14 protein-coding genes are annotated in these 19,996 nt (G+C 64.9%); 1 reads left to right on the forward strand and 13 read right to left on the reverse strand.

Going from position 1 to position 19,996, the window contains the following annotated elements; translation table 11 throughout:
* Positions 1 to 486 precede the first annotated feature (486 nt).
* A complete protein-coding gene (locus KF886_20860; protein ID MBX3179813.1) occupies positions 487 to 1,833 on the forward strand; it encodes an O-antigen ligase family protein in 1,347 nt (448 codons plus the stop codon).
* A gap of 14 nt (positions 1,834 to 1,847) precedes the next feature.
* Here KF886_20860 and KF886_20865 read toward each other — a convergent pair whose 3' ends face one another.
* The 13 genes from KF886_20865 to KF886_20925 all read right to left on the reverse strand — a co-directional run bounded on the left by KF886_20865 (position 1,848) and on the right by KF886_20925 (position 19,986).
* Positions 1,848 to 2,462 carry a phosphoribosylglycinamide formyltransferase gene (locus tag KF886_20865; protein MBX3179814.1) on the reverse strand — a complete coding sequence of 205 codons (615 nt, stop codon included), beginning with the start codon at positions 2,460 to 2,462 and terminating at the stop codon, positions 1,848 to 1,850.
* A gap of 96 nt (positions 2,463 to 2,558) precedes the next feature.
* Positions 2,559 to 4,037, reverse strand: coding sequence for a transcription termination factor Rho (gene rho, locus KF886_20870; GenBank protein ID MBX3179815.1), 1,479 nt, complete (start codon positions 4,035 to 4,037; stop codon positions 2,559 to 2,561).
* A 175-nt stretch (positions 4,038 to 4,212) separates the two neighbouring features.
* The gene (gene polA / locus KF886_20875) at positions 4,213 to 6,903 is read right to left on the reverse strand and encodes a DNA polymerase I (protein MBX3179816.1); all 2,691 of its coding nucleotides are present in this window, start codon (positions 6,901 to 6,903) and stop codon (positions 4,213 to 4,215) included.
* A gap of 250 nt (positions 6,904 to 7,153) precedes the next feature.
* Positions 7,154 to 8,266, reverse strand: coding sequence for a lipid-A-disaccharide synthase (gene lpxB, locus KF886_20880; protein ID MBX3179817.1), 1,113 nt, complete (start codon positions 8,264 to 8,266; stop codon positions 7,154 to 7,156).
* Complete coding sequence (locus KF886_20885; protein MBX3179818.1) at positions 8,263 to 9,216, reverse strand: Gfo/Idh/MocA family oxidoreductase; 954 nt, start codon at positions 9,214 to 9,216, stop codon at positions 8,263 to 8,265. The genes lpxB and KF886_20885 overlap by 4 nt, the downstream gene beginning before the upstream one ends.
* A 181-nt stretch (positions 9,217 to 9,397) precedes the next feature.
* Positions 9,398 to 10,057, reverse strand: a complete 660-nt coding sequence (locus KF886_20890) for an HAD-IA family hydrolase (GenBank protein MBX3179819.1) — start codon at positions 10,055 to 10,057, stop codon at positions 9,398 to 9,400.
* Between the two features lie 138 nt (positions 10,058 to 10,195).
* Entirely contained in the window at positions 10,196 to 10,462 is a 267-nt protein-coding gene (locus KF886_20895) for a hypothetical protein (GenBank protein ID MBX3179820.1), read from the reverse strand.
* On the reverse strand, positions 10,405 to 12,270 hold the full coding sequence (locus KF886_20900) for a hypothetical protein (GenBank protein MBX3179821.1): 1,866 nt from the start codon (positions 12,268 to 12,270) through the stop codon (positions 10,405 to 10,407). Before KF886_20900 ends, KF886_20895 begins: the two co-directional genes overlap by 58 nt.
* Positions 12,263 to 14,158 (reverse strand): hypothetical protein, encoded by a 1,896-nt coding sequence (locus tag KF886_20905; protein MBX3179822.1) that lies wholly within the window; start codon positions 14,156 to 14,158, stop codon positions 12,263 to 12,265. Before KF886_20905 ends, KF886_20900 begins: the two co-directional genes overlap by 8 nt.
* Positions 14,151 to 15,170, reverse strand: coding sequence for a glycosyltransferase family 2 protein (locus tag KF886_20910; GenBank protein ID MBX3179823.1), 1,020 nt, complete (start codon positions 15,168 to 15,170; stop codon positions 14,151 to 14,153). The genes KF886_20905 and KF886_20910 overlap by 8 nt, the downstream gene beginning before the upstream one ends.
* Positions 15,122 to 15,922 (reverse strand): class I SAM-dependent methyltransferase, encoded by an 801-nt coding sequence (locus KF886_20915; GenBank protein MBX3179824.1) that lies wholly within the window; start codon positions 15,920 to 15,922, stop codon positions 15,122 to 15,124. Before KF886_20915 ends, KF886_20910 begins: the two co-directional genes overlap by 49 nt.
* 285 nt (positions 15,923 to 16,207) lie before the next feature.
* Positions 16,208 to 17,305, reverse strand: coding sequence for a helix-turn-helix domain-containing protein (locus KF886_20920; GenBank protein MBX3179825.1), 1,098 nt, complete (start codon positions 17,303 to 17,305; stop codon positions 16,208 to 16,210).
* Positions 17,306 to 17,313: 8 nt separating this feature from the next.
* Positions 17,314 to 19,986: a DEAD/DEAH box helicase gene (locus KF886_20925; protein ID MBX3179826.1), complete on the reverse strand. Its 2,673-nt coding sequence runs from the start codon at positions 19,984 to 19,986 to the stop codon at positions 17,314 to 17,316.
* Between the last annotated feature and the right edge of the window lie 10 nt (positions 19,987 to 19,996).

Genomic DNA, 19,996 nt, shown 5'->3' on the forward strand with positions numbered 1-19,996 from the left:
CACACACACCACCACCCAACGTAACAACACCCACCCCCACAAACACCACCCCAACAGGCGCGGCTGTCCCGTCGCCAACCACGCACACCACCCCAGGCACTGCGGCGACACTACACCCACACCCCACACACCACCACCCAACGTAACAACACCAGCCCCCACAAACACCACCCCAACAGGCGCGGCTGTCCCGTCGCCAACCACGCACACCACCCCAGGGACTGCGGCGACACTACACCCACACCCCACACACCACCACCCAACGTAACAACACCAACCCCCACCAACACCACCCAACAGGCGCGGCTGTCCCGTCGCCTCCCCCCCGTCGCCAACCCCGCCGCCGCGCTTGCGTCCCCGCACAAACTCCTTTACGCTACCGCCATGCCCGATTCCACCCGCCAATCAAAATCGGTAGCCCCTCCACTCTGGACGCTCATCCCCGCAGCCGTGCTCACGGTCGCAACGTGCGCCGGACTGCTCGCGTTGCAACAACCGTTCCCGCCGCTTTCATCCGCGCAGTTCGCCGTCACCCTCGCCACAATCACCGCAGCCACCCTCCTGATCTTCGGCCCGTCACGCATCGTCCTGACCGCCCTCTTCCTCGTCGCCCTGCTCGACCACCCCTTCCGTTCCCACGCGATCATCCACGCCGCCGGCATCGAGTGGCATCCCCGAGAACTCCTCCTGCTCGCCCTCTTCGCGCACGGCGCCGTGGCCTGCATGCGGCGGCGCTTCTGGCTGGAATGGACCCCCATACACTTCGGCATGCTCCTCTACACCGCCGTCTTCGCTTACGCCGCCTGGCGCGGCCTCTGGCTTGGCCATACCCCCGGCGACATCATCGCCGAATCCCGCGCCCCGCTTTTCCTCGGAGCCTTCTGGATCTTCGCCGGCACAGTCCGCGACCCGCGCGACCTCGCCTACTACCGCTACCTCGCCCTCTGCGCCCTCGTCCTGATGGCCGCCGCCACCATCGCCGCCTTCGGCTGGTTCGCCCTCCACGGCCCCATCCCCAATACCCAGAACGCATTCGGAGAGTTCGTCCCCCGCCTGATTCAGGGTCTCCCCCTGCAATCCATCCGCCCCGCGGGCCACGCCTGGCTGGAAGCCGGTTTGGTCGTGGTCCTATCCATGCTGATGTGCCCGCGCGAGCCCGGGTTACGCAAGGCCATCTACGTCCCCCTGGCCCTCCTCTTCGCCGCCGCCATCGCCACCGGCATGATGCGCACCGCGATCATCTCCGTGGGGGTATCGCTCGCCGTCCTGTGCTGGCTAAACCTGCCGCGCGCAGGACGCGGTCTGGCGTTGGCCCTCGGCATGGGCCTCATCGCGGTCGCCGCGCCCATGGCGCTGCTCCAACCCGACCGCCTCCCCGGCGCGCCAATAGAAACCGATCGCTCCCTCACCGCGCGCGCGGTGGAAAGTGCCGGCGCCCTGGAAGCCATTCGCCAGCGCCCCTTCTTCGGCGCGGGCCTCGGCTCCGGTTTCGAGGCGCTCGGCCTCGCCCAGAAAGACAGCGCCTCAAGCGCCATTCCCGAGGAATACCGGAGCCTCCACAACGCCTGGCTCTACATCGCGTGGAAAAGCGGGCTGGCCGGACTGGGGATCGCGCTGCTTGCGCTCGGAATAATTCTGCTGCACAGCCAGCAAATCATAAACCGCCTGCCCGCCATGAACGAGCGCTGCCTCGGGCGTGGATTGCAAGCCGCGCTCGCCGGACAGCTCGTCGCGTCCGCCGCCATGCCCCGCCTCACCTGGTCTTCGGGCGCCCTGTTCCTGAGCATCTGGGCCACGGCCTTCCTGCTGCTCGAACGGCGCGTCGAAAAGTAACCGACGCCCCGCACTTACCGCACGTGAACCCGGCGGCCTTCCACGCGGACCCTCCCCTCCGCAATCATCTGGATCGCCTTGGGGTACAGCTTCCGCTCCAGGGCCTGCACCCGCTCCGCAAGCGAGTCCGGCGTGTCGCTGTCATGCACGGGAATCGACTCCTGCATGATGATCGGGCCGTGATCGTACGCCTCGTCCACGAAATGTACCGTGGCGCCCGTGATCTTCGCCCCATACGCCAACACCGCCTCGTGCACGTGATGCCCATACATGCCCTGACCGCAGAACGCCGGAATAAGCGCCGGATGCACGTTCACGATCCGGTGCGCGTAGTCCGGCGGCACCGAGATTAGCGACATATACCCCGCAAGCACCACCAGGTCCGCCTCGTGGCGCCGGATCTCCGCCCAGATGGCCTCGTTCCGCGCACCGACGTCCGGGAATTCCCGCGACGTGATGGCCACGGCCGGAATCCCACGCTTCGACGCCCGCTCAAGACCGAACGCCGACGCCCGCGACGCAATCACGCACGCCACCGACGCGTCCAACGTCTCGGCGTCAATGTGATCGAGAAGATTTTGAAGCGTGGATCCGCTGCCAGAAAGCAGCACCGCCAGACGAAGTGTCATATATAGCCCGTCACACGAAAACCAACACCGAAACCCTACAGCCTAAAGCCTAAAGCCTAAAGCCTAAAGCCTAAAGCCTAAAGCCTAAACCCCAACTCACATCTTCTGCATCTTCGAGAGGAATTCTTCGTTCGACTTGGTCTTCTTCAGCTTCTCAATCAGCAGCTCGGACGCCTCCTGAAGCTCGCGATCGCTCAGCACACGAAGCAGGAGCCAGATCCGCTGGAGATCTTCCGCATTCACCAGGCGCTCTTCCTGGCGCGTCCGCGAACGGTTCACATCGATCGCCGGGAAAATGCGCTTCTCCATCAGGCGGCGATCCAGATGGATCTCCATGTTGCCCGTGCCCTTGAACTCCTCGAAGATGACGTCGTCCATGCGGCTGCCCGTCTCCACCAGCGCCGTCGCCAGAATCGTAAGGCTGCCACCCTCTTCAATGTTGCGCGCCGCGCCGAAAAAGCGCTTCGGGCGCTGCAGCGCGTTTGCGTCCACGCCGCCCGACAGCACCTTGCCGCTGCTCGGCACGAGGATGTTGTACGCGCGCGCCAGGCGCGTGATCGAGTCCAGCAGGATAACCACATCCCGCTTATGCTCCACCAGACGCCGCGCCTTGTTCAGCACCATCTCCGCCACCTGCACGTGGCGCTCCGGCGGCTCGTCGAAGGTCGACGCGATCACCTCGCCCTTCACCGATCGCTGCATGTCCGTCACTTCCTCGGGGCGCTCGTCGATCAGAAGCACGATGACCGTGACATCCGGGTGATTCGTAGTGATGCTGTTCGCGATTTTCTGCAAAAGCACCGTCTTGCCCGTAAACGGGGCCGCAACGATAAGCCCGCGCTGCCCCTTGCCAACCGGAGAGATCAGATCCATGATGCGCATGGCGATCTCTTTCTGGCCCACCTCCAGCGTGAAGCGCTCGTCCGGGTGGATCGGCGTGAGGCTGTCGAAAATGATCCGCTTGTGCGCGATTTCCGGCGACTCGTTGTTCACCGACTCCACCTTCAGCAGCGCAAAGTAACGCTCGCCTTCCTTCGGCGGGCGAACGTGCCCCGTGATGCTGTCGCCCGTCCGCAGCGCAAACTTCCGGATCTGCGACGGCGACACATAAATGTCGTCCGGGCCCGGCAGGTACGAGTAGTCCGGCGAACGCAGGAACCCGAAACCGTCGGGAAGGATCTCAAGCGTCCCCTCCCCGTAGATCGATCCCGCCTTCTCGATGCTGCGCTGCAACACCGCAAAAATCAGGTCCTGCTTCTTCAGGCCCCCGTATTCCTCAATGCCCAGCGCCTGTGCCGCCTCGTTGAGCTCCGGCATCGTCATGGACTTGAGGTCCGTGATGTTCAGTTCCGGCCCATCCACATACTCGGGCATCGGCTCGTTCGCCACATCCAGGACCGCCGGCGCGTTTCGCCGCGGCTGCTGCTGCTGCGCCCGGTTTGGAGGCCCCCCGGGGCGGCGGTTCCGATTATTCTGCGGGCCGCGGTTGCTGCCGTTCTGATTGGCCCGTTTCGGGTTGCGCCCCTTGTTCTTGGGACGCCCCGGGCCGCGGTCGGTGGCTGTCTTTTCTGCCATGGAATTATTCCTTTCGATGTTCCTGGTTTCGTGGGTTACCTGCACAGGGCAGGCCGCGGGGAGTACAGGAACCGCCACTCCGCTGCAAAGTTACACCTGCGTTCATCGTGAGTTACTACAGAAGTGAATTGATTCCGGCGGGCGCGCCCGGAATAGGGCGCGGCAAGCCGGCCCGTTAATGTATTTCCGCCCAGTTTTTTCCGGAGCCCACGTCCACCCGAAGGGGAACCTGAAGCGTGAGCACCTTTTCCATGACGTTCCTCATCATGTTCGATACGTCTTCGGCGGACGCCGCCGGTGTCTCCACCACCAGCTCGTCATGCACCTGCAACAGCATCTGTGCATCTTCGTCCGCCAGCACGCGATCAAGCTCGATCATCGCCAGCTTGATGATATCCGCCGCGCTCCCCTGAACCGGGGTGTTGATAGCAACCCGTTCTCCAGCGCGGCGCATGTTTACATTCCCGCTGCTAATATCCGGCACATAGCGGCGCCGGTTCAAGATCGTTGTCACATAGCCCTGCGCGCGGGCCCGCTCCAGGGTCTCGTCGAGCCAGGCCCGGATTCCCGGATACTGCGCAAAGTAGCCATCGATAAACTCGCCGGCTTCCGCGTTGCTGATACCCAGGTTCCGGCCAAGCCCGAACGCGCTGATGCCATACACCACGCCAAAATTCACCGCTTTCGCCTTCCGGCGCATCTCCGCCGTCACCGCATCCTCCGCCACGCCAAATACCCGCGACGCCGTCTCCGTGTGGATGTCCGCGCCCCGCCGGAACGCGTCCAGAAGGTTCGCGTCCCCGGAAAGGTGCGCCAGTACGCGCAATTCAATTTGTGAATAGTCAGCCGAAATCAGCACGCGATCAGGCTGGCTGGGTATGAACGCTTCGCGGATTCGACGCCCGTAGGCGTTCCGCACAGGTATATTCTGAAGGTTCGGGTCGCTGCTCGAAAGACGTCCCGTCGCCGCAACCGCCTGGTTGTACGACGTGTGAATCCGGCCGGTCTCCGGGTGAATCAGCCGGGGCAGCGCATCCACATACGTGCCCCGCAGCTTCTCAAGCATGCGGTATTCGAGGATGCGTTCGGGCAGCGGATGTTCGTGCGCAAGCACCTCAAGGACGCGCTCGTCCGTGGAATACCCTGTCTTCGTCTTACGGACGGGCTTCAATCCAAGCTTGTCGAAGAGAATTACCTGAAGCTGCTTAGGGGAGTTAATCTTGAAGGGTTCCCCGGCCAGCTCGACGATTTCCGCCGTCAACGCGCCAAGCCGCGTCTCAATCTCCCCGCGAAGCGCGTCGAACACATCTACATCGACCGCGATGCCCGCCTGCTCCATGCGGGCCAGGACGTGGATCAAAGGCATTTCCACATCCATAAACAATGATTCAAGTTCGAGGGTCTTTAATCGTTCCCGGAAGATTCCGGAAAGGCGCCACGTCGCGTCGGCGTCTTCCGCCGCATACGCGCAAGCGCTGTGAATGGGAACGTGATCAAAGGTGACGGACTTGGACCCCGTGCCGATAACTTCGGAGATTGGGATTAGTTTCCGCCGGAGGTGTTGAAGGCTAACTTCATCTAAATTGTGCCTTAACGTGGACGGGTCTGTCAAGTAGGACGCAAGCATCGTGTCCATCGATATTCCGCGCAGCGGAACGCCCGCCCGCGCAAGTACAATCAGGTCATACTTGATGTTGTGGCCCACCTTCCCCACCGCCTCGTCCGCAAACAGCGGACGCAACAGATCCAGCGCCGTCTCCGCCGGCACGGGCGATAGCCGCGTCACCGTCGTCAAATCATCCGGATCCTCCATCACCGTCAGCGACTCCTCCGTATGCGCGATCGGAATGTAATACGCCGACTCCTCGTCGCAGCAACACGAAATCCCCACCAGCTTCGCCCGCATCGGATCCGTCGACGTCGTCTCCGTGTCTACCGCGAAGATACCCGCCTTCCGCATCCGCGCGATCATCGCCTTCAGCTCCGTCTCCTCCAGCACCAGGTGATACGCGCACGTCGCCGCTTTACCCGTGCTACCTGGAAGAAGCTCCTCGATCAGGCTGTGAAACGCAAAACGAACCAGCGCCTCGGTGAGCTGTTCAGGCTCGTATTCCCGGCGCGCGCAATCGGCCGGACCAAACTCCAGCGGCACATCCGTCTTAATCGTCACCAACTCGCGGCTGAAGAAGGCCTGCTCCCGGTCCGCGACCAGGTTCTCCTTCTGCTTCCCCTTCAGTTCGTCAATGTGCTCGTAAAGCCCCTCAAGCGAGGTATACTTCTCCAGCAGCTTCTTCGCCGTCTTGTCCCCAATCCCCCTCACCCCCGGCACGTTGTCCGCCGTGTCCCCGATCAGCGCCAGCGCGTCCACAACGTTCTCCGGACCCACGCCAAACCGCTCCCGCACCGCCGCCGCGTCATACCACATCCCCCCATCCCCCTTGTTCGGGTCGTACACCGTCACATGCTCCGAAACAAGCTGCTGCAGATCCTTGTCCCCCGTCACCAGCACCGCCTCCATACCCCCGGCCTCCGCCTGCCGCGCCAGCGTACCGATCACGTCGTCCGCCTCCACCCCCGGAGCCACCAGCAGCGGAATATTCAGCGCCCGAACCATATCGTGCATCATCGGGAACTGCGCCTTCAGATCCGGCGGCGTCTCCCGCCGCGTCGCCTTGTAATCCGCGTACATCTCGTCGCGAAACGTCTTCCCCGGCGCGTCAAACACCACCGCCACATGGCTCGGATCATGCTCCCGGATGATCTTCAGCAACACCCGCGTAAAGCCATAAAGCGCATTCGTCGGGTTCCCCTCGCTGTCCGTCAGCGCCGCCCGGATCGCGTAATACGCCCGAAACGCAAAAGCCATCCCATCAATCAAGAATAAACGATCATTTTTCACGATAATTCCCCCTCATTAAACCCGGAGCGCCGAAAACGAGGCAAACACGCCCCGCCTGAATATAAACGTCCGAAAAAAGGTGGCGCAGGCGTCCCGCCTGTGTAGCGCGCCAAAGCGCGCCCGCGCCAACCGCCTCCCACGACCCGCGGCCCAACCCGTATTACACCCCACCCCCGCCCCGCATCCAAAACCCAAATAAACACGGTCTGGCAAAGGTTCATGAGGTCCGATCCAAAAGGGCGAGAATTTCACGCGCGGCGTTCTGCGAGGCGCCGCCGTCTCCCAACATCGACTGTACTTCCCGGAGATCCGCGGTCATCCGGGCGCGTTCCGGCGAGGATTCTATGAGGCGCAGGGCCTGCGGAAGGATATGGCCGGGCTGGATCGCGCCCTGGATAAACTCCGGCACAATACCGCGTCCCGCCAATATGTTTACTATACCGATATACCGGATGTCCACCAACAATTTCGCCAGCCAGTACGTCACCGCCGTCACCCGGTAAAAAATCATGAACGGCACGCCGAAAAGCGCCGTCTCCAGCGTCGCCGTGCCCGACGCAACCATGCAGAAGCGCGCGCGCGAAAGCACATCGTACATGCCCCCCTCCACAATCTCCAGCGGGAAATCCCCCGCGATCGCGCGCGCCTGCGCCGCCCGCGCCCCATCCACCACCGGCGCAACAAACCGGGCCTCCGGGCGCGACCGCGCGATGCCCCGCGCCACTGCGATCATCGGCCCCAGCAGCCGGCGGATCTCCTGCTCCCGGCTGCCGGGCAGCAGCCCCACCACAAGTTCACCCGACGCCCCCTCCGGCGCCTGGTAGCCCGCAATATGATCCAGCAGCGGGTGGCCCACATACGCGCACGGCAACCCCACCTGCTCATAGATCGCCACCTCAAACGGAAAGATGACCAGCATCTTGTCCACGCACGCCGCCAGCGTGTGCACCCGCTTCTTCTTCCACGCCCACACCTGCGGGCTGATGTAATAGATGACCGGAATGCCCATCCGCTTGACCCGCTGCGCCAGGCGGATGTTAAAGCCCGGATAATCAATCAGCACCACCGCGTCGGGCCGGCTCGCCTCAATGTGCGCCGCGGTGTCCAGAAACAACCGCCGGATCCCCCGGAAATGTTTCACCACCTCCGTGAAACCCATGATCGCCGCCCCCGCCAGATCGTGGCGCAGCAACATGCCCTCCGCCGCCATCCGCGCCCCCCCCAGGCCCTCGCACGCCACATCGGGACACGCCGCCCGAAGCGCGCGGATCAGGTTCGCGCCGTGCGTATCGCCCGAGGCCTCGCCGGCCACAAAAAACAGCCGCTTCACGCGTGATTCCGGATGAAGTCCATAATGTCCCGCGCCAGCTTCAACGCCTTCACCCCATCGGCCCCCGAAACCACGGGCGCGCGCCCTTCGCGCACCGCATCCACAAACGACTGCAACTCCAGCTTCAACGGCTCGTCCTTCGTCACCGGCAGCGGCTCGATCTGGATATGTTCCATCGGATTCGCGTCCGGCGGCAGCGCCCCCGGCTTCTTCCGGTACACCATCACCTCCTGCGCGCTGTAATCCGTGCTCAGATACGCGTTGTCCTCGAATATCCGGATCTTACGCATCCGCTCCAGCGACACCCGGCTGCTCGTCAGGTTGGCCACGCACCCAGAAGCAAACCGGATCCGCACGTTCGCGATGTCCTCGCTCGTCGAAAACACCGGCACGCCCACCGCGTCCAGAGAAACCACCTCGGAAGAATCCAGCGCCAGCACAATGTCCAGATCGTGGATCATCAGATCCAGCACCACGCTCACATCCGTGCCCCGCCCCGGAAACGGGCTCAGCCGGTGACACTCGATAAACCTCGGCGCCTTGATCGCCTCGGAAAACGCCAGCACCGCACCGTTGAACCGCTCAATATGCCCCACCTGCAACACGCAACCGTGCGTCTTCGCCAGCGCGGCCATCGTCTCCGCCTCTTCCACCGTCGCCGCCATCGGCTTCTCCACCAGCACGTGCACCCCCGCCTGAAGCAACGTGTTCACCACGTCCGCGTGCGACGTCGTCGGCGTCGCAACCGAAACCACATCCACCCCCGCCGCGATCAGCCCGTGCACATCGCTGTAGCCCGGCACGGTGAAATCCCCGGCCGCGCGCAGGCGGTTCTTCTCGTCCGGATCCGCCACGCCCGCCAGCTCTACGCCCGGCAGGGCCGCATAGTTCCGCGCGTGGTGGTAGCCAAGATGCCCCACGCCCACAACGCCAGCACGAATTACCGACATGAATGAAACCTCAGGTAACGCGGCCTGCGCGGCCGCCGCCTCGGGCAAGAAGGATGGAACAGGGCCCGGCCCGCGCCGGGAGCGCAGTCAGGAATGGTGGCGCGGGCGAAACACAGACCCGGATTCCCACCGGAGCCTGCAAGGGGATCGCGCGACGGCGATACGCCCCGCCGCGACCATGCTACCCCACCCGCGCCGCGCCGTGCAACGCCAGAACAAAGTCCCGAACCTCGTGCAGCGAATCCAGCACCGCCGCCGGCCCGAGCACCTCCAGCTCCGCCCGGCTCTGGTACCCCGTCGTCACCGCCACCGGCGTCACCCCCGCCGCCTGGCCCGCCAGCACATCGAAATGCATGTCCCCCACAAACACCGTCTCCGCCGGCCCCACCCCCAACTGCGCCATTGCCTTCTCCACCGGCTCCGGATCCGGCTTGTGCCTGGTCACCTCCAGCGGACCAATCCGTGCCTCCATGTAATGCAGCACGCCCAGGTGCGCCAGAAGCATCTCCGACGCCTCCCGCTTCTTCGACGTCACAAACCCCATCCGGAATCCCGCCGCCGCAAAGTCCGAAAGCATCTCCGCCGCCCCCGGCAGCAGCGACGTCTTCGGGGGACTGTGCTCCGTGTAGTGCGCGCGGTAAATCCGGATACACTCGTTCACATCAAATTCCGTGAACATCGGAAACTGCTTCCGAAGCGGATAACCAATACTCCGAATGATCGCCTCCCGGTCCGGCCGAGGCTCGCCAATCGTATCAAACGTATAAAACCACGAGTCCACAATCGCATCCGTGGAATCCATCAACGTGCCATCAAGATCAAAAAGTACCGCGCGAACCATAGGGGATCATTCCAGAGAGAAGAGAGAAGAAAACAGCACAAGTATACCCCACCCCAGCGGCAACCCCGCAACCCCGCAACTGTCAACTGTCAACTGTCAACTGTCAACTGTCAACTGTCAACTGTCAACTGTCAACTGTCAACTGTCAACTGTCAGCTGCCGTCCCTGCCGTCCCTGCCGTCCCTGCCGTCCCTGCCGTCCACTCCGTCCACTCCGTCCACTCTGTCCACTCTGTCCACTCCGTCCACTCTGTCCACTCTGTCCACTCTGTCCACTCTGTCCACTCTGTCCACTCTGTCCACTCTGTCCACTCTGTCCACTCCAGCCTCCAGCCCAAAGCCTCCAGCCTAATCCCCAACCCGAAACACCGCCCCACGCCCCGCCTCCGCAATCAACTCCAGCCACGGCGCCGCCCGCAACCCCGCCATCACCTCTACATCCACCGGACACGTGTCCGGACAATACACATACTCCACACACCACGCCTCAACAAACGCCCGCCGCTCCCCATCCGTCGCATCGCCGCTGAAAAAGCGGTTCACCGCCTCCTGCAACGGCCCGAACGGCTGCTCGCCCAGGTTCATCGCGCCCGGCCCCCCCACCACGCGATACGCCCCCTGCCGAGCTACAACCTCCCCAAACGCGATCGGCGACCACGGCGGAACCGCCACGGTCCCCGCCGGAAGCGTCTCGATCAACCGCGCATCCGCCTCCGTCATCATCGAATAGTGCAGATACGCAAACGGTCCCTCTCCCGGCGCGCGCCCGAGCGGACCCTGAAAGTACAGCGCGGCAACCGCCTGCGACAGCAGGCCACACCCCAACACCAACCCGAACCCCGCGCGGCGCGACGCCGGGCGCCACGATGCCATCCCCGACGCCGCCAGCAGCGCCAGCGGAACGCCCAGCACCACCATGGTGCGCTGCGGTGAAAACTGGAGAAACCAGCCCTGCCCCCACGTCGAAAGCGACGCCGCAAGCAGCAGCAGATACGCCAGCGCCACCCACGCCAATGAATCGGCCTCGACCCGGCCGCGCGCTCGCCACCGCCAACCCATCCACGCCGCCGGCGGAGCCGCAAGCAGCGCCCAGTCGCTCGCCAGCAACGCCGCCGGCAAGTCGCCCCCGCGCGCCCAGTTGCCATACCACGCCTGGTGACCGAGATAGATCGCCGCGTAGGCCAGCAGATACCCCCCCGAACCCACCGCCACAGTGCGCCAGGGGGCCGCCATCCCGCCAACACATCGCCGGATCGCCCCGCACACACCCGGCCAGTAAAAAACCGTCGCGTACAACAGCGGCAGCAGAAAAACGCACTGCCGCGTCACCCCCGCAACATTCGCCATATAGCTGGGGTGAAAGCCCGCCGCCCATAGAAACAACGCCGATCCCCCGGCCACAAAGCCCGCCGTCGAAAGCGCCAGATACGCCCGATACGCCGCAGCATTTGCGCTCCCCGCAACCAGGTAGCACAGCCCCAACCCCCACAGCAGAGGACCCACCCGCAAATTGATCGCCGTCGCAAGAAAAAACAGGAACCCGGTGAAGATCAGATGGCCCGGACATCGGCAGCGATCCGTCTCCACCAGCGCGGTCAGCGCCGCGAAGCCAATAGCCAGCGGCAGTGTGTAGTAGAAGCGCGGCATCAGCAATACCGGCGACAGGTGCTGCCCTTCGATCAGTTCGTACTGCGCGAAGCGCTGAAACCACGCCTCGAAGCCGGGCGCCGCCACACCGCCCGACAACCACGCCCCGAGAAAAACAACGCCCCCAAGCCCGCCCCCAAGTGCGTACAGATAAAATGCCGCCCGCGCCCGTTCCGGCGCAACACAGCGCAGAAAGCGGTACACGCTCCACAGCAACGCGATCCCCCCCAGCCCGTTGATCGCGCCAAGCCAGAGAAACATCGGCATCCTCGGCAACCGCCCAATCTCCCCGACAACGCCGTAAAGCAGAAAAATCGGCGGCGCAAAGTACCGAAACCCCGCCCCGCCGTCCTCCGCCTGGCACGTGGCGAAGGGCGACACAAAACCGTTCCCGAAACTCTCCATCGCCGCAAGATGGTGTCCGCTGTCGCCCGTGTGTAATCCCGTCGGCACAGACCCCGGCGGCGGATAGAACTGTATCCAGACATGGGTCGCGGGCCCGATCATCCCCAGCAGAAACATCAGCGCATAGGGAGCCAGGACCGCCGCGCGCCCCCCCTCAAACATAGGGGTCGCCCCCGGGGCGGAAGATCACGCGATACAAGACCGCATCGCCTTCCGATGCGACCCGCGCAAGCCACGGCAGCGCGTCCAGCGCCGCGATTACCGCCGGGTCCACCGGATGCGTCGCGGGACAAAGCACAAAATCCACACACCAGTCCCGGATGAAAATCGCGCGATACGTCTCCGAGATGCCCGGCGCGAAAAAGCGATCAATCTCCCGCGCCATCCCCGCCATGCTCACATCGCCAAACTCAAGCGTCGGCTGGCCAAAGGGCGTCCGGATCGCCGCCGATCGCGCCACGGCCACATCACCGATCAACGGCGGCAACGAAGCCGGCGCCAGCAGCGTGCCGCCATTCACGAGATCAAGCAGCGCCAGATCCTCCGGCAACACCACCTCGCTGTGCGCAAACTGGAACGGCGGCTGCCCCGGGGTATGGCCAAGCGGCCCCTGAAAACACAGCGCGCCCACACCCAGGGACACCGTGCCCGCAATCACAATCGCCCCGATATACAAGCGCGCCGCGCGCGGCCAGCGTCCCCCGATCATCCCGATCCCCTCCGCCGCCAGAATCGCCATTGCCGGGCCCAGCAGCACCAGCCCGCGCTCGGGCATCGCCCGCAGGAACCACCCCTGGCCCACCGCCGCAATCGACACGCAGGCCAGTCCCAGAAACCACAGCGCCACCCACGTCTCCGCCTCCGCCTCCGGAGCCACTCCGCCCCGGCGCAACAGGGCCAGCGGAGCCGCAAGAACGCCGATCAGCGCCCAGTCCGACACCGCAATCGCCGCCGCCGTCTCCCCGCCCGCCAGCCAGTTGCCGTACCACGTCTGGTGGCCCACGTAAAGCACAAGGAATGCCGTTCCGTAACCCAGGCACGCCCCCGCGACCAGCCGCCCCATCCAGCCGAGCTGCCCGATGTGCCGCCACAACGCCAGACCCGCCGCCGGCCAGAGCAGAAGCGTCGCCGTAACCAGCGATCCAAACCACGCCGAACGCCGCAGAAGCATCGCCACGTTCGCCGCCCCGTGGCTGTTCATGCCAAAGGGTATCGACACCAGCATCGCCGCCACCGCCGTCGGCAACAGGTAGTAAAGCCCGTAACGCCACTTCCGGCTCCGGCGCACCACCGGCTGCGCCGCGATGAAACACACCGCCACGCCCCAGAACAAAATCCCCACCCGCGCATTCAAATATGTGCAGAGGAATTGCAGCAGGATCGCCTTCTTGTCCGGCATCGGGTGCTCACGGCCCGCCGCCGATATAAACGACATCAGCGCCGCAAAACCAATGCCCATCGGCAGCGTGTAATACAACCGGGGCATCACCAGCGCCGGCAACAGAAAAGGCCCTTCGATCAGCTCATACCGCGCGAGACGGTGGAACCACCCCTCGAATCCCGCCTGCCCGTGAACGCCGAAGGGCAGGGTGCCCAGCCACAGCAACCCGCCGATCCCGCCGCCCAGGCAAAAAATCACAAACGCCAGGTCCGCGCGCGCGGGCATCACAAACCGAAAAAAACGGAGCGCCATCGCCAGGAAAAACGCGCCCGCCAGGCCATTCGCGATGCCCAGCGCAAGAAACGCATCCAGCCCGATCCAGTCCGCGGCCCACCCGAGCCCGCCATACACCCAGTGGTGCGGCAGCGCGAAAAGCCACGGATTGTTCGATCCCTCGCTGCTCGTGCACACCGCGTACGGCGAGAAGAAATCGTTCGTGAATATCCGCATGCTCGTCAGAAAAAACGGCGTGTCCCCGATATGCAGCCCGCTGTGCGCGCCCGCGCCAACCCAGCCGTACGTCAGCCACGCGTGCGTCGCCGGCTCGATCAACGCGATAGCGACAATCAACACCCAGGGCCAGCGGGACGGCCGCACCCCGCTACCCATCGCGCCTCTCCTCGGCCAGCAGCGCCTGCATGGAGGCGCTCGACACCTTCCGCCGCGACATCACCCCGCGCCGCCGGACCAGCGCCCCCGGAATCCGCGCCACCAGCCCCAGCCACGCCGAAAACGTATACGCCGCCGCGCGCGCCGCGCCCCACTCGTGCCGCGCCGCCGCAAACACCCGCCCGAACTGGTGCGCGCGCTCCCGAATGATCGCCCCCGCGTTCCACCACAACATCGAAAGCGAAAAGTTCTTGATCACCAGCAGCGCGTGGTTCCGGTAGCACTGCCGCGTGCGCCACCACAGCCGATCCCGGATCGTCGCGCTCCCCTGGTGCCACGCCACCGCCTCCGGAACGACCGCCGCACGCCAACCCGCCCAGCGCGCGCGAAAACTCAGATCCGCATCCTCGAAATACGCCCCAAAGGACGGATCCAGTATCCCCGCCTCCCCGATCAGCGCGCGTGAAAACAACCCGTAACCTCCCGAAACCCCGAAGGGTTCCGTCTCTATCGCCAGCGAATCCCGACCCGAACCGTAGCCAATCGCTGACGGGCGCCCGCCCCGGCCCATCGCGTCCCCCGCACTGTAGACGAGCCGAGGGTCCTCTGTCCACAACACCAGCGGCGCGATCATGCCGAATTCCCCCGCCCGCGCCACCGCCATCAGCCGCTCCAGGCAGTCCTCCGCCAGCGTCACATCGTTGTTCAGCAGCAGCACCCAGTCCCCACGCGCCAACCCAAGCCCCCGGTTCACCGCCGCAACGAAACCACGGTTCTCCGGACATTCGATGGCCAGCACCGACGGATACGCCGCCCGCAGCCACCCTGCCGTGCCGTCCGCCGATCCATCGTCCACCACAACGATCTCGAAATCGCTGAACGTCTGCCGCGACACGCTCGCCAGGCATTCCGCCAGCAACTCGCGGCCGTTCCACGTGGGGATCACGATGGAAAGCGCCGGCGTCAACGCGCCGCCTCGACCGGCGCCACCCAGATCAATGTCCGGTAGCACGCGCCAATATGAACCCGCGAAATCACGGGAACCAACAGGCGCAAGATCGCCTGAAACACCGCGTTGCCCCGGCCCGGCCAGCCGCACAGCAGCACAAGCCACATCCACCGCCAGAGGAACACCGATCCATTGCCGTGCCGCGTCACCCGGTAGCGGCCGCCCGCCGCCTCCACAAAATCCGCATAAACACCATCCGCGTCCGGCAGGCCCATCGCCACATGCTCCTCCAGCCAGCGAATGCGCCCGCCCGTCAGCGCCCGGTACGCCCCCCGGATACGCCCCTCCGCCGCCTCCGCCGCCGCGCCACACGGAAAACCAATAACCGCCCGCCCCGACGGACGAAGCACCCGCAGGATCTCCCGGGTCGCGAGCGACCGTTGCGCCGCCGGTAGATGCTCGTAGGTATCCAGGCAAATCACCGTGTCGAACGCGCCGTCCGCAAACGGCAGCGCACCGATATCCGCCTGCACCGGAGCAACAGCCTGCGATGCGCGCGCCGCCGACAACTGCGCCCGCTCAATGTCCGCCGCAAAGACCTGCGCCCCGGTGAAGCGTGCAAACCCGTTCTCGTTCGCCCCGATCTCCAGCACCCGCCCCAGCGGACGCCCCCCACGCCGCAGGCGCCGCGCCACCGGCAGATACCGCACCGCCCAGTCCGGATACCCCCGCCCATCCTTCTCCGCCCACGCCCGAAGCCAGCCGGAAAACGAACTCACCCGGGCGCACGCCTGCTCTCGTATTGATTCGCTCATGACATATCGGGTTCCCAACAAACCAAAAAAACGCGACACCCCGCCTCCCCACGCATTCTAGACCCACCACCACCCCCAACCCAACATCGCAAGGGGACTGCATCGGGCGGAAAACCAAGGGGACTGCATCGGGCGGGCCAACCACCCAAGGGGACTGCATCGGGCGGGCCAACCAGGGGGACTGCATCGGGCGGGCAAACCACCCCAACCCAAACAAAAACCACCCAAGAACCCGCCCGAGGCTGTACCCGCAGAAAAACGCCCCCCCTCCCCCCACTTCCCCACTCAAGAAGCCCCGGATTTCGCTTCCTCATGCAGTTTGGCGAGGGCCTGAAGCGGGCGACGCCGGAGGGTTAGCGGGCCGCCATCCGACTCCCAGCGGTTCACCGTTGCCGCGGAAACCCCCAGCGCGGCGGCGAATTCCGCCACCGAAAGCCCGAGCTTTTTCCGCAGCCGCGCGACCGATGCGGAAGAGGGGCGGAGCCGGGGCGCCGGCGGCGTATCCGCCTGGGGATTCCTCGCGGCCATTGCGGCACGGGCGGGCGTGGCCCGGCCTGCGGGCTTCTTGCCCACCGCCTTCTCAGGCTCCTTCGCCCGGGGCGGTTTCGCCGCTTTCCGTGACTGCCCGCGCTTGCCGGCGCCCTTCGCTGGCGCGGGGGCTGGCGCGGGTGCGGAATCTCCTTCGTCGATCTCGATACCAAAAATTCCCCCAAGCTGGTCGGCGGCGAGCGCGTCGGAAGACCTCGCGCCGTCTCCGCCGGGCAGGGCGAGTTCCGCGGAGATCAATTCTTCCGCGGCCACATCGCGCAACAAAAACAGCAGCTCGGGCCGCGAGTCCAGGCGGTTGCCAACCCCATAGAGCACCGCCGCCACATGCTTGCACATCGTCGCCCAGTCGGGGCAACTGCACTTGAGCGTGATCTCGCGCGGCTTGGGAAAGAGGCCGCCATCCCGATCGCTTACGACCGTCATGACTTCGTTGGAGAGCTTGCCCTGAAGCAATTCGAGCATGGAGCCGATTCCGCCGGCGCATTTCGCCTTGATCGCCTTCCAGGCCGACGACGGCAACGCCTTGATCTCCACCGTGACGGTGTACAGCGAGGAGCCGGAGACCAGGGCTTCGACACGGCCCGGCTGGATTTCCAGATGGCACACGGAGCCGTTCCGCGCGTAGGTCCGGCCGCGCGGCAGGCGGTTGGAAAAGTCGGAGAAGGACTCCAGATGCTTGCACCAGCCCTTACCCCAGAAACTGTGGGCGATCTTCAGCCCTTCGATCTCCACGGGCTGGATATCCTTGCCCTGCTTGCGCAGTTTCTCCATTTTCTTTTTCGCCTCGGCGCGGCGCGCTGACACGGGCACATATTCGCGATACCAGTAGGGCATGGGTTCTCCTAGAGCGCCGCCTGGTTCACATCGAGCCGGACGAGGCGCATCAATTCATCGTCAGGCAGTTCGGTCAGGTTCACCTCGCCCTCGCCCGAGAGCATTTCGGTGGCCAATTGTCTCTTTTCCTCGATGAGCGCGTCAATCCGCTCCTCCACCGTGCCGCGGGTGACAAACTTGTGCACGAGCACATTCCGCTTCTGGCCGATGCGGAAGGCGCGGTCCGTGGCCTGGTTTTCGACGGCGGGGTTCCACCAGCGATCAAAGTGGATCACGTGGGCGGCTGCGGTGAGGTTCAGTCCCGTGCCGCCCGCCTTCAGTGACAGAATGAAGAAGGGCGGGCCGTCCTCGTCCTGAAACCGGGCGACGATCTCCTTCCGCTTCTTCACGCCAGTGCCGCCGTGCAGGACGAGGCCCGAACGCCCAAAGATCGCCTGAAGGTGTTCGGAAAGGGGATCGATTATCTCGCGAAACTGGGTGAATACCAGAACTTTTTCCTGCCGTTCGGCGAGTTCCTCGCAGATTTCCGCGATGCGCAAAAACTTCCCGCTGTCCCCGGCAATGTAATCGCCGTCGCCGGCGAGCTGGCTCGGGTGGTTGCAGATCTGCTTCAGGCGCATGAGCGTTTGCAGCACCAGGCCGCGCCGCCCGATGCCATCCGCCGATCCGAGCGACCTCTTCATCGTCTGAACGGCCTGTTCGTACAGCTTCACCTGCGCCTTTGTCAGGTTGCAGTAGCGCGTGGTCTCGGTCTTATCCGGCAGATCCGAGATGATGGCGCGATCCGTTTTCAGGCGCCGCAGGATGTAGGGTCCCGCCAGCTGGCGCAGGGGCGCGAAATGGTTTCGCTCGCGGGCCTGGAGCCCCTTCACGAAGCGCTTGAACACCGCCGCCGATCCGAGGAGTCCCGGGTTGATGAAATCGAAAAGGGACCACAGATCGCCCAGCCGGTTTTCCACCGGCGTCCCGGTGAGCGCGATGCGGGCGCGGGCGCGAAGCTTCTTCACGGTCTTCGCCTGGCCGGTGGACGGGTTCTTGATGGCCTGGGCCTCGTCGAGGATAACCAGGTTCCAGTGCTGTTCCGCGAGCCAGGGCTGTCGGGTCAGCATCGCGTAGGTTGTAACCGCCAGGTCGGTCCCGGCCAAGTATTTCTCGGGCGCGTTCGAAATCCTCGTTATTTCCTCGCGAGATGCCTCGGCCGGGTGCAGAAACTGGAGTCTGAGGGACGGCGCAAAGCGCTCCGCCTCCTGACGCCAGTTACCCAGGAGGGACGCGGGCACGACGAGTAGGGAGGGTTTCCGTTGGTCCGCCGGCGCATTCTTTGCCCAGAGCAGCAGGGCGAGCACCTGAATGGTCTTGCCCAGGCCCATGTCGTCCGCCAGGCAGGCGCCCAGGCCAAGTTCGGTGAGGAATCGCATCCACGCGACCCCCTTGCGCTGGTAGGCGCGCAGGGTTGTTTTCAACGCGCAATATCCTTCGCCGGCAAGGCGCGACGGTTCGCGGAGTTCGGCCAGCACCTCGCGCAGGGCCTCGCCCGCGCCCACGTGCACCCAGGCGCGCTCGAATTCGTCTTCCACTTCGTGATCGAGATCGCGCGAGGCGCCCGCAAGCAGGCGCATGCCCTCCACGAAGGAGATTTCGCCGTTCGCGGCTTCCGCCTGGATCGCTTCCCAATGGCCGATGGCCTCCCGGAGTTTTTCGCGGTCCACCTCCACCCACTGGCCCTTGATCAGGACCAGGCCGTCTTCGCCCGCCAGCAGCGCCCTGATATCCGCCGGTGACAGCGCCGTATCGCCGAGGGCGACCGCGACGTTGAAATCGAGCATGGCCTCCGCGCCCAGGGTGGATTTCTTCTGTTCGCCAATCGTGACCGACACCCGGGGCCGGGGCCGCCGCTTCCACCAGTCCGGCATCGTCACCGAAAGGCCGCTTTCCTCCAGATCGGGAACAGAGCGGAGAAAAGTGTACGCGCGGGCCGCGGGCCAGGCCATGGGCTGGTAGATATCGCTGGAATCCACCAGGGCCTTGACCCAGTCGCAGCGCTTGGCCGCCTCGTGAACCGGTGAAAGCAGCTTGACGAGCGCCGGACGGTTTTTCGCCGTGGCGTACTGTTCCAGGGCCTTGCGCAGGGGCTGGTGCTTCAGCTGGCCCGAAGCGCCGAAACCCGCCGTGTAGGTGGCCATGAAGGCGAAGGGGCGCGCGGGGTCGCTCTTGTTCTCCGCCAGGTGAAAGCAAACACGGCCCACCTGGCGCCACCGGGGCGCGCGCGACGCCAGGAACTCCTCCAGGCCGCCGTCCCGCGTGATCGCGTTGCGGACCCACGCGTCGAGCGCCTCCCAGATCCCGCCAAGCACGGCCTCCGAAAGGTATTCGCCGCCCTGCATGGGGGGCGCGGTCAGGATCAGGCCCGCGCATTCGGCGGGCGTCGGGAGTGCGACCTCAAAGGATTCGGCGCCCGCGGGAACGTGGCACAGCGCCGTCAGATAGCGCGCCGCGAAGTCCCGCCAGTAGCGCAGGTCCTGGGCGCCGCCCGGATCCACCTTTTCCGCCGCCAGGGTAAAGAGGCCGCCAGGCCAGTCCTGCTCAAATTGCGCACGCACGGCGGCCAGGCCCCGGGGGGCGGCTTCATCGGGCGAATCGGACCAGCGGAGGTGCCCCGCGGGGGTCAATCGTATGGCCATCGAACTGTCC

It is taken from the genome of Candidatus Hydrogenedentota bacterium (genome assembly GCA_019637335.1).
Lineage (GTDB): Bacteria > Hydrogenedentota > Hydrogenedentia > Hydrogenedentales > JAEUWI01 > JAEUWI01.

What these genes read in the sequence shown, in the direction of transcription:
- KF886_20865 (MBX3179814.1), bottom strand. Translation starts at nt 2,462, where the DNA reads ATGACACTTCGTCTGGCGGTGCTGCTTTCTGGCAGCGGATCCACGCTT.
- rho (MBX3179815.1), bottom strand. Translation starts at nt 4,037, where the DNA reads ATGGCAGAAAAGACAGCCACCGACCGCGGCCCGGGGCGTCCCAAGAAC.
- polA (MBX3179816.1), bottom strand. Translation starts at nt 6,903, where the DNA reads ATGGCTTTTGCGTTTCGGGCGTATTACGCGATCCGGGCGGCGCTGACG.
- KF886_20885 (MBX3179818.1), bottom strand. Translation starts at nt 9,216, where the DNA reads ATGTCGGTAATTCGTGCTGGCGTTGTGGGCGTGGGGCATCTTGGCTAC.
- KF886_20890 (MBX3179819.1), bottom strand. Translation starts at nt 10,057, where the DNA reads ATGGTTCGCGCGGTACTTTTTGATCTTGATGGCACGTTGATGGATTCC.
- KF886_20900 (MBX3179821.1), bottom strand. Translation starts at nt 12,270, where the DNA reads ATGTTTGAGGGGGGGCGCGCGGCGGTCCTGGCTCCCTATGCGCTGATG.
- KF886_20905 (MBX3179822.1), bottom strand. Translation starts at nt 14,158, where the DNA reads ATGGGTAGCGGGGTGCGGCCGTCCCGCTGGCCCTGGGTGTTGATTGTC.
- KF886_20915 (MBX3179824.1), bottom strand. Translation starts at nt 15,922, where the DNA reads ATGAGCGAATCAATACGAGAGCAGGCGTGCGCCCGGGTGAGTTCGTTT.
- KF886_20920 (MBX3179825.1), bottom strand. Translation starts at nt 17,305, where the DNA reads ATGCCCTACTGGTATCGCGAATATGTGCCCGTGTCAGCGCGCCGCGCC.
- KF886_20925 (MBX3179826.1), bottom strand. Translation starts at nt 19,986, where the DNA reads ATGGCCATACGATTGACCCCCGCGGGGCACCTCCGCTGGTCCGATTCG.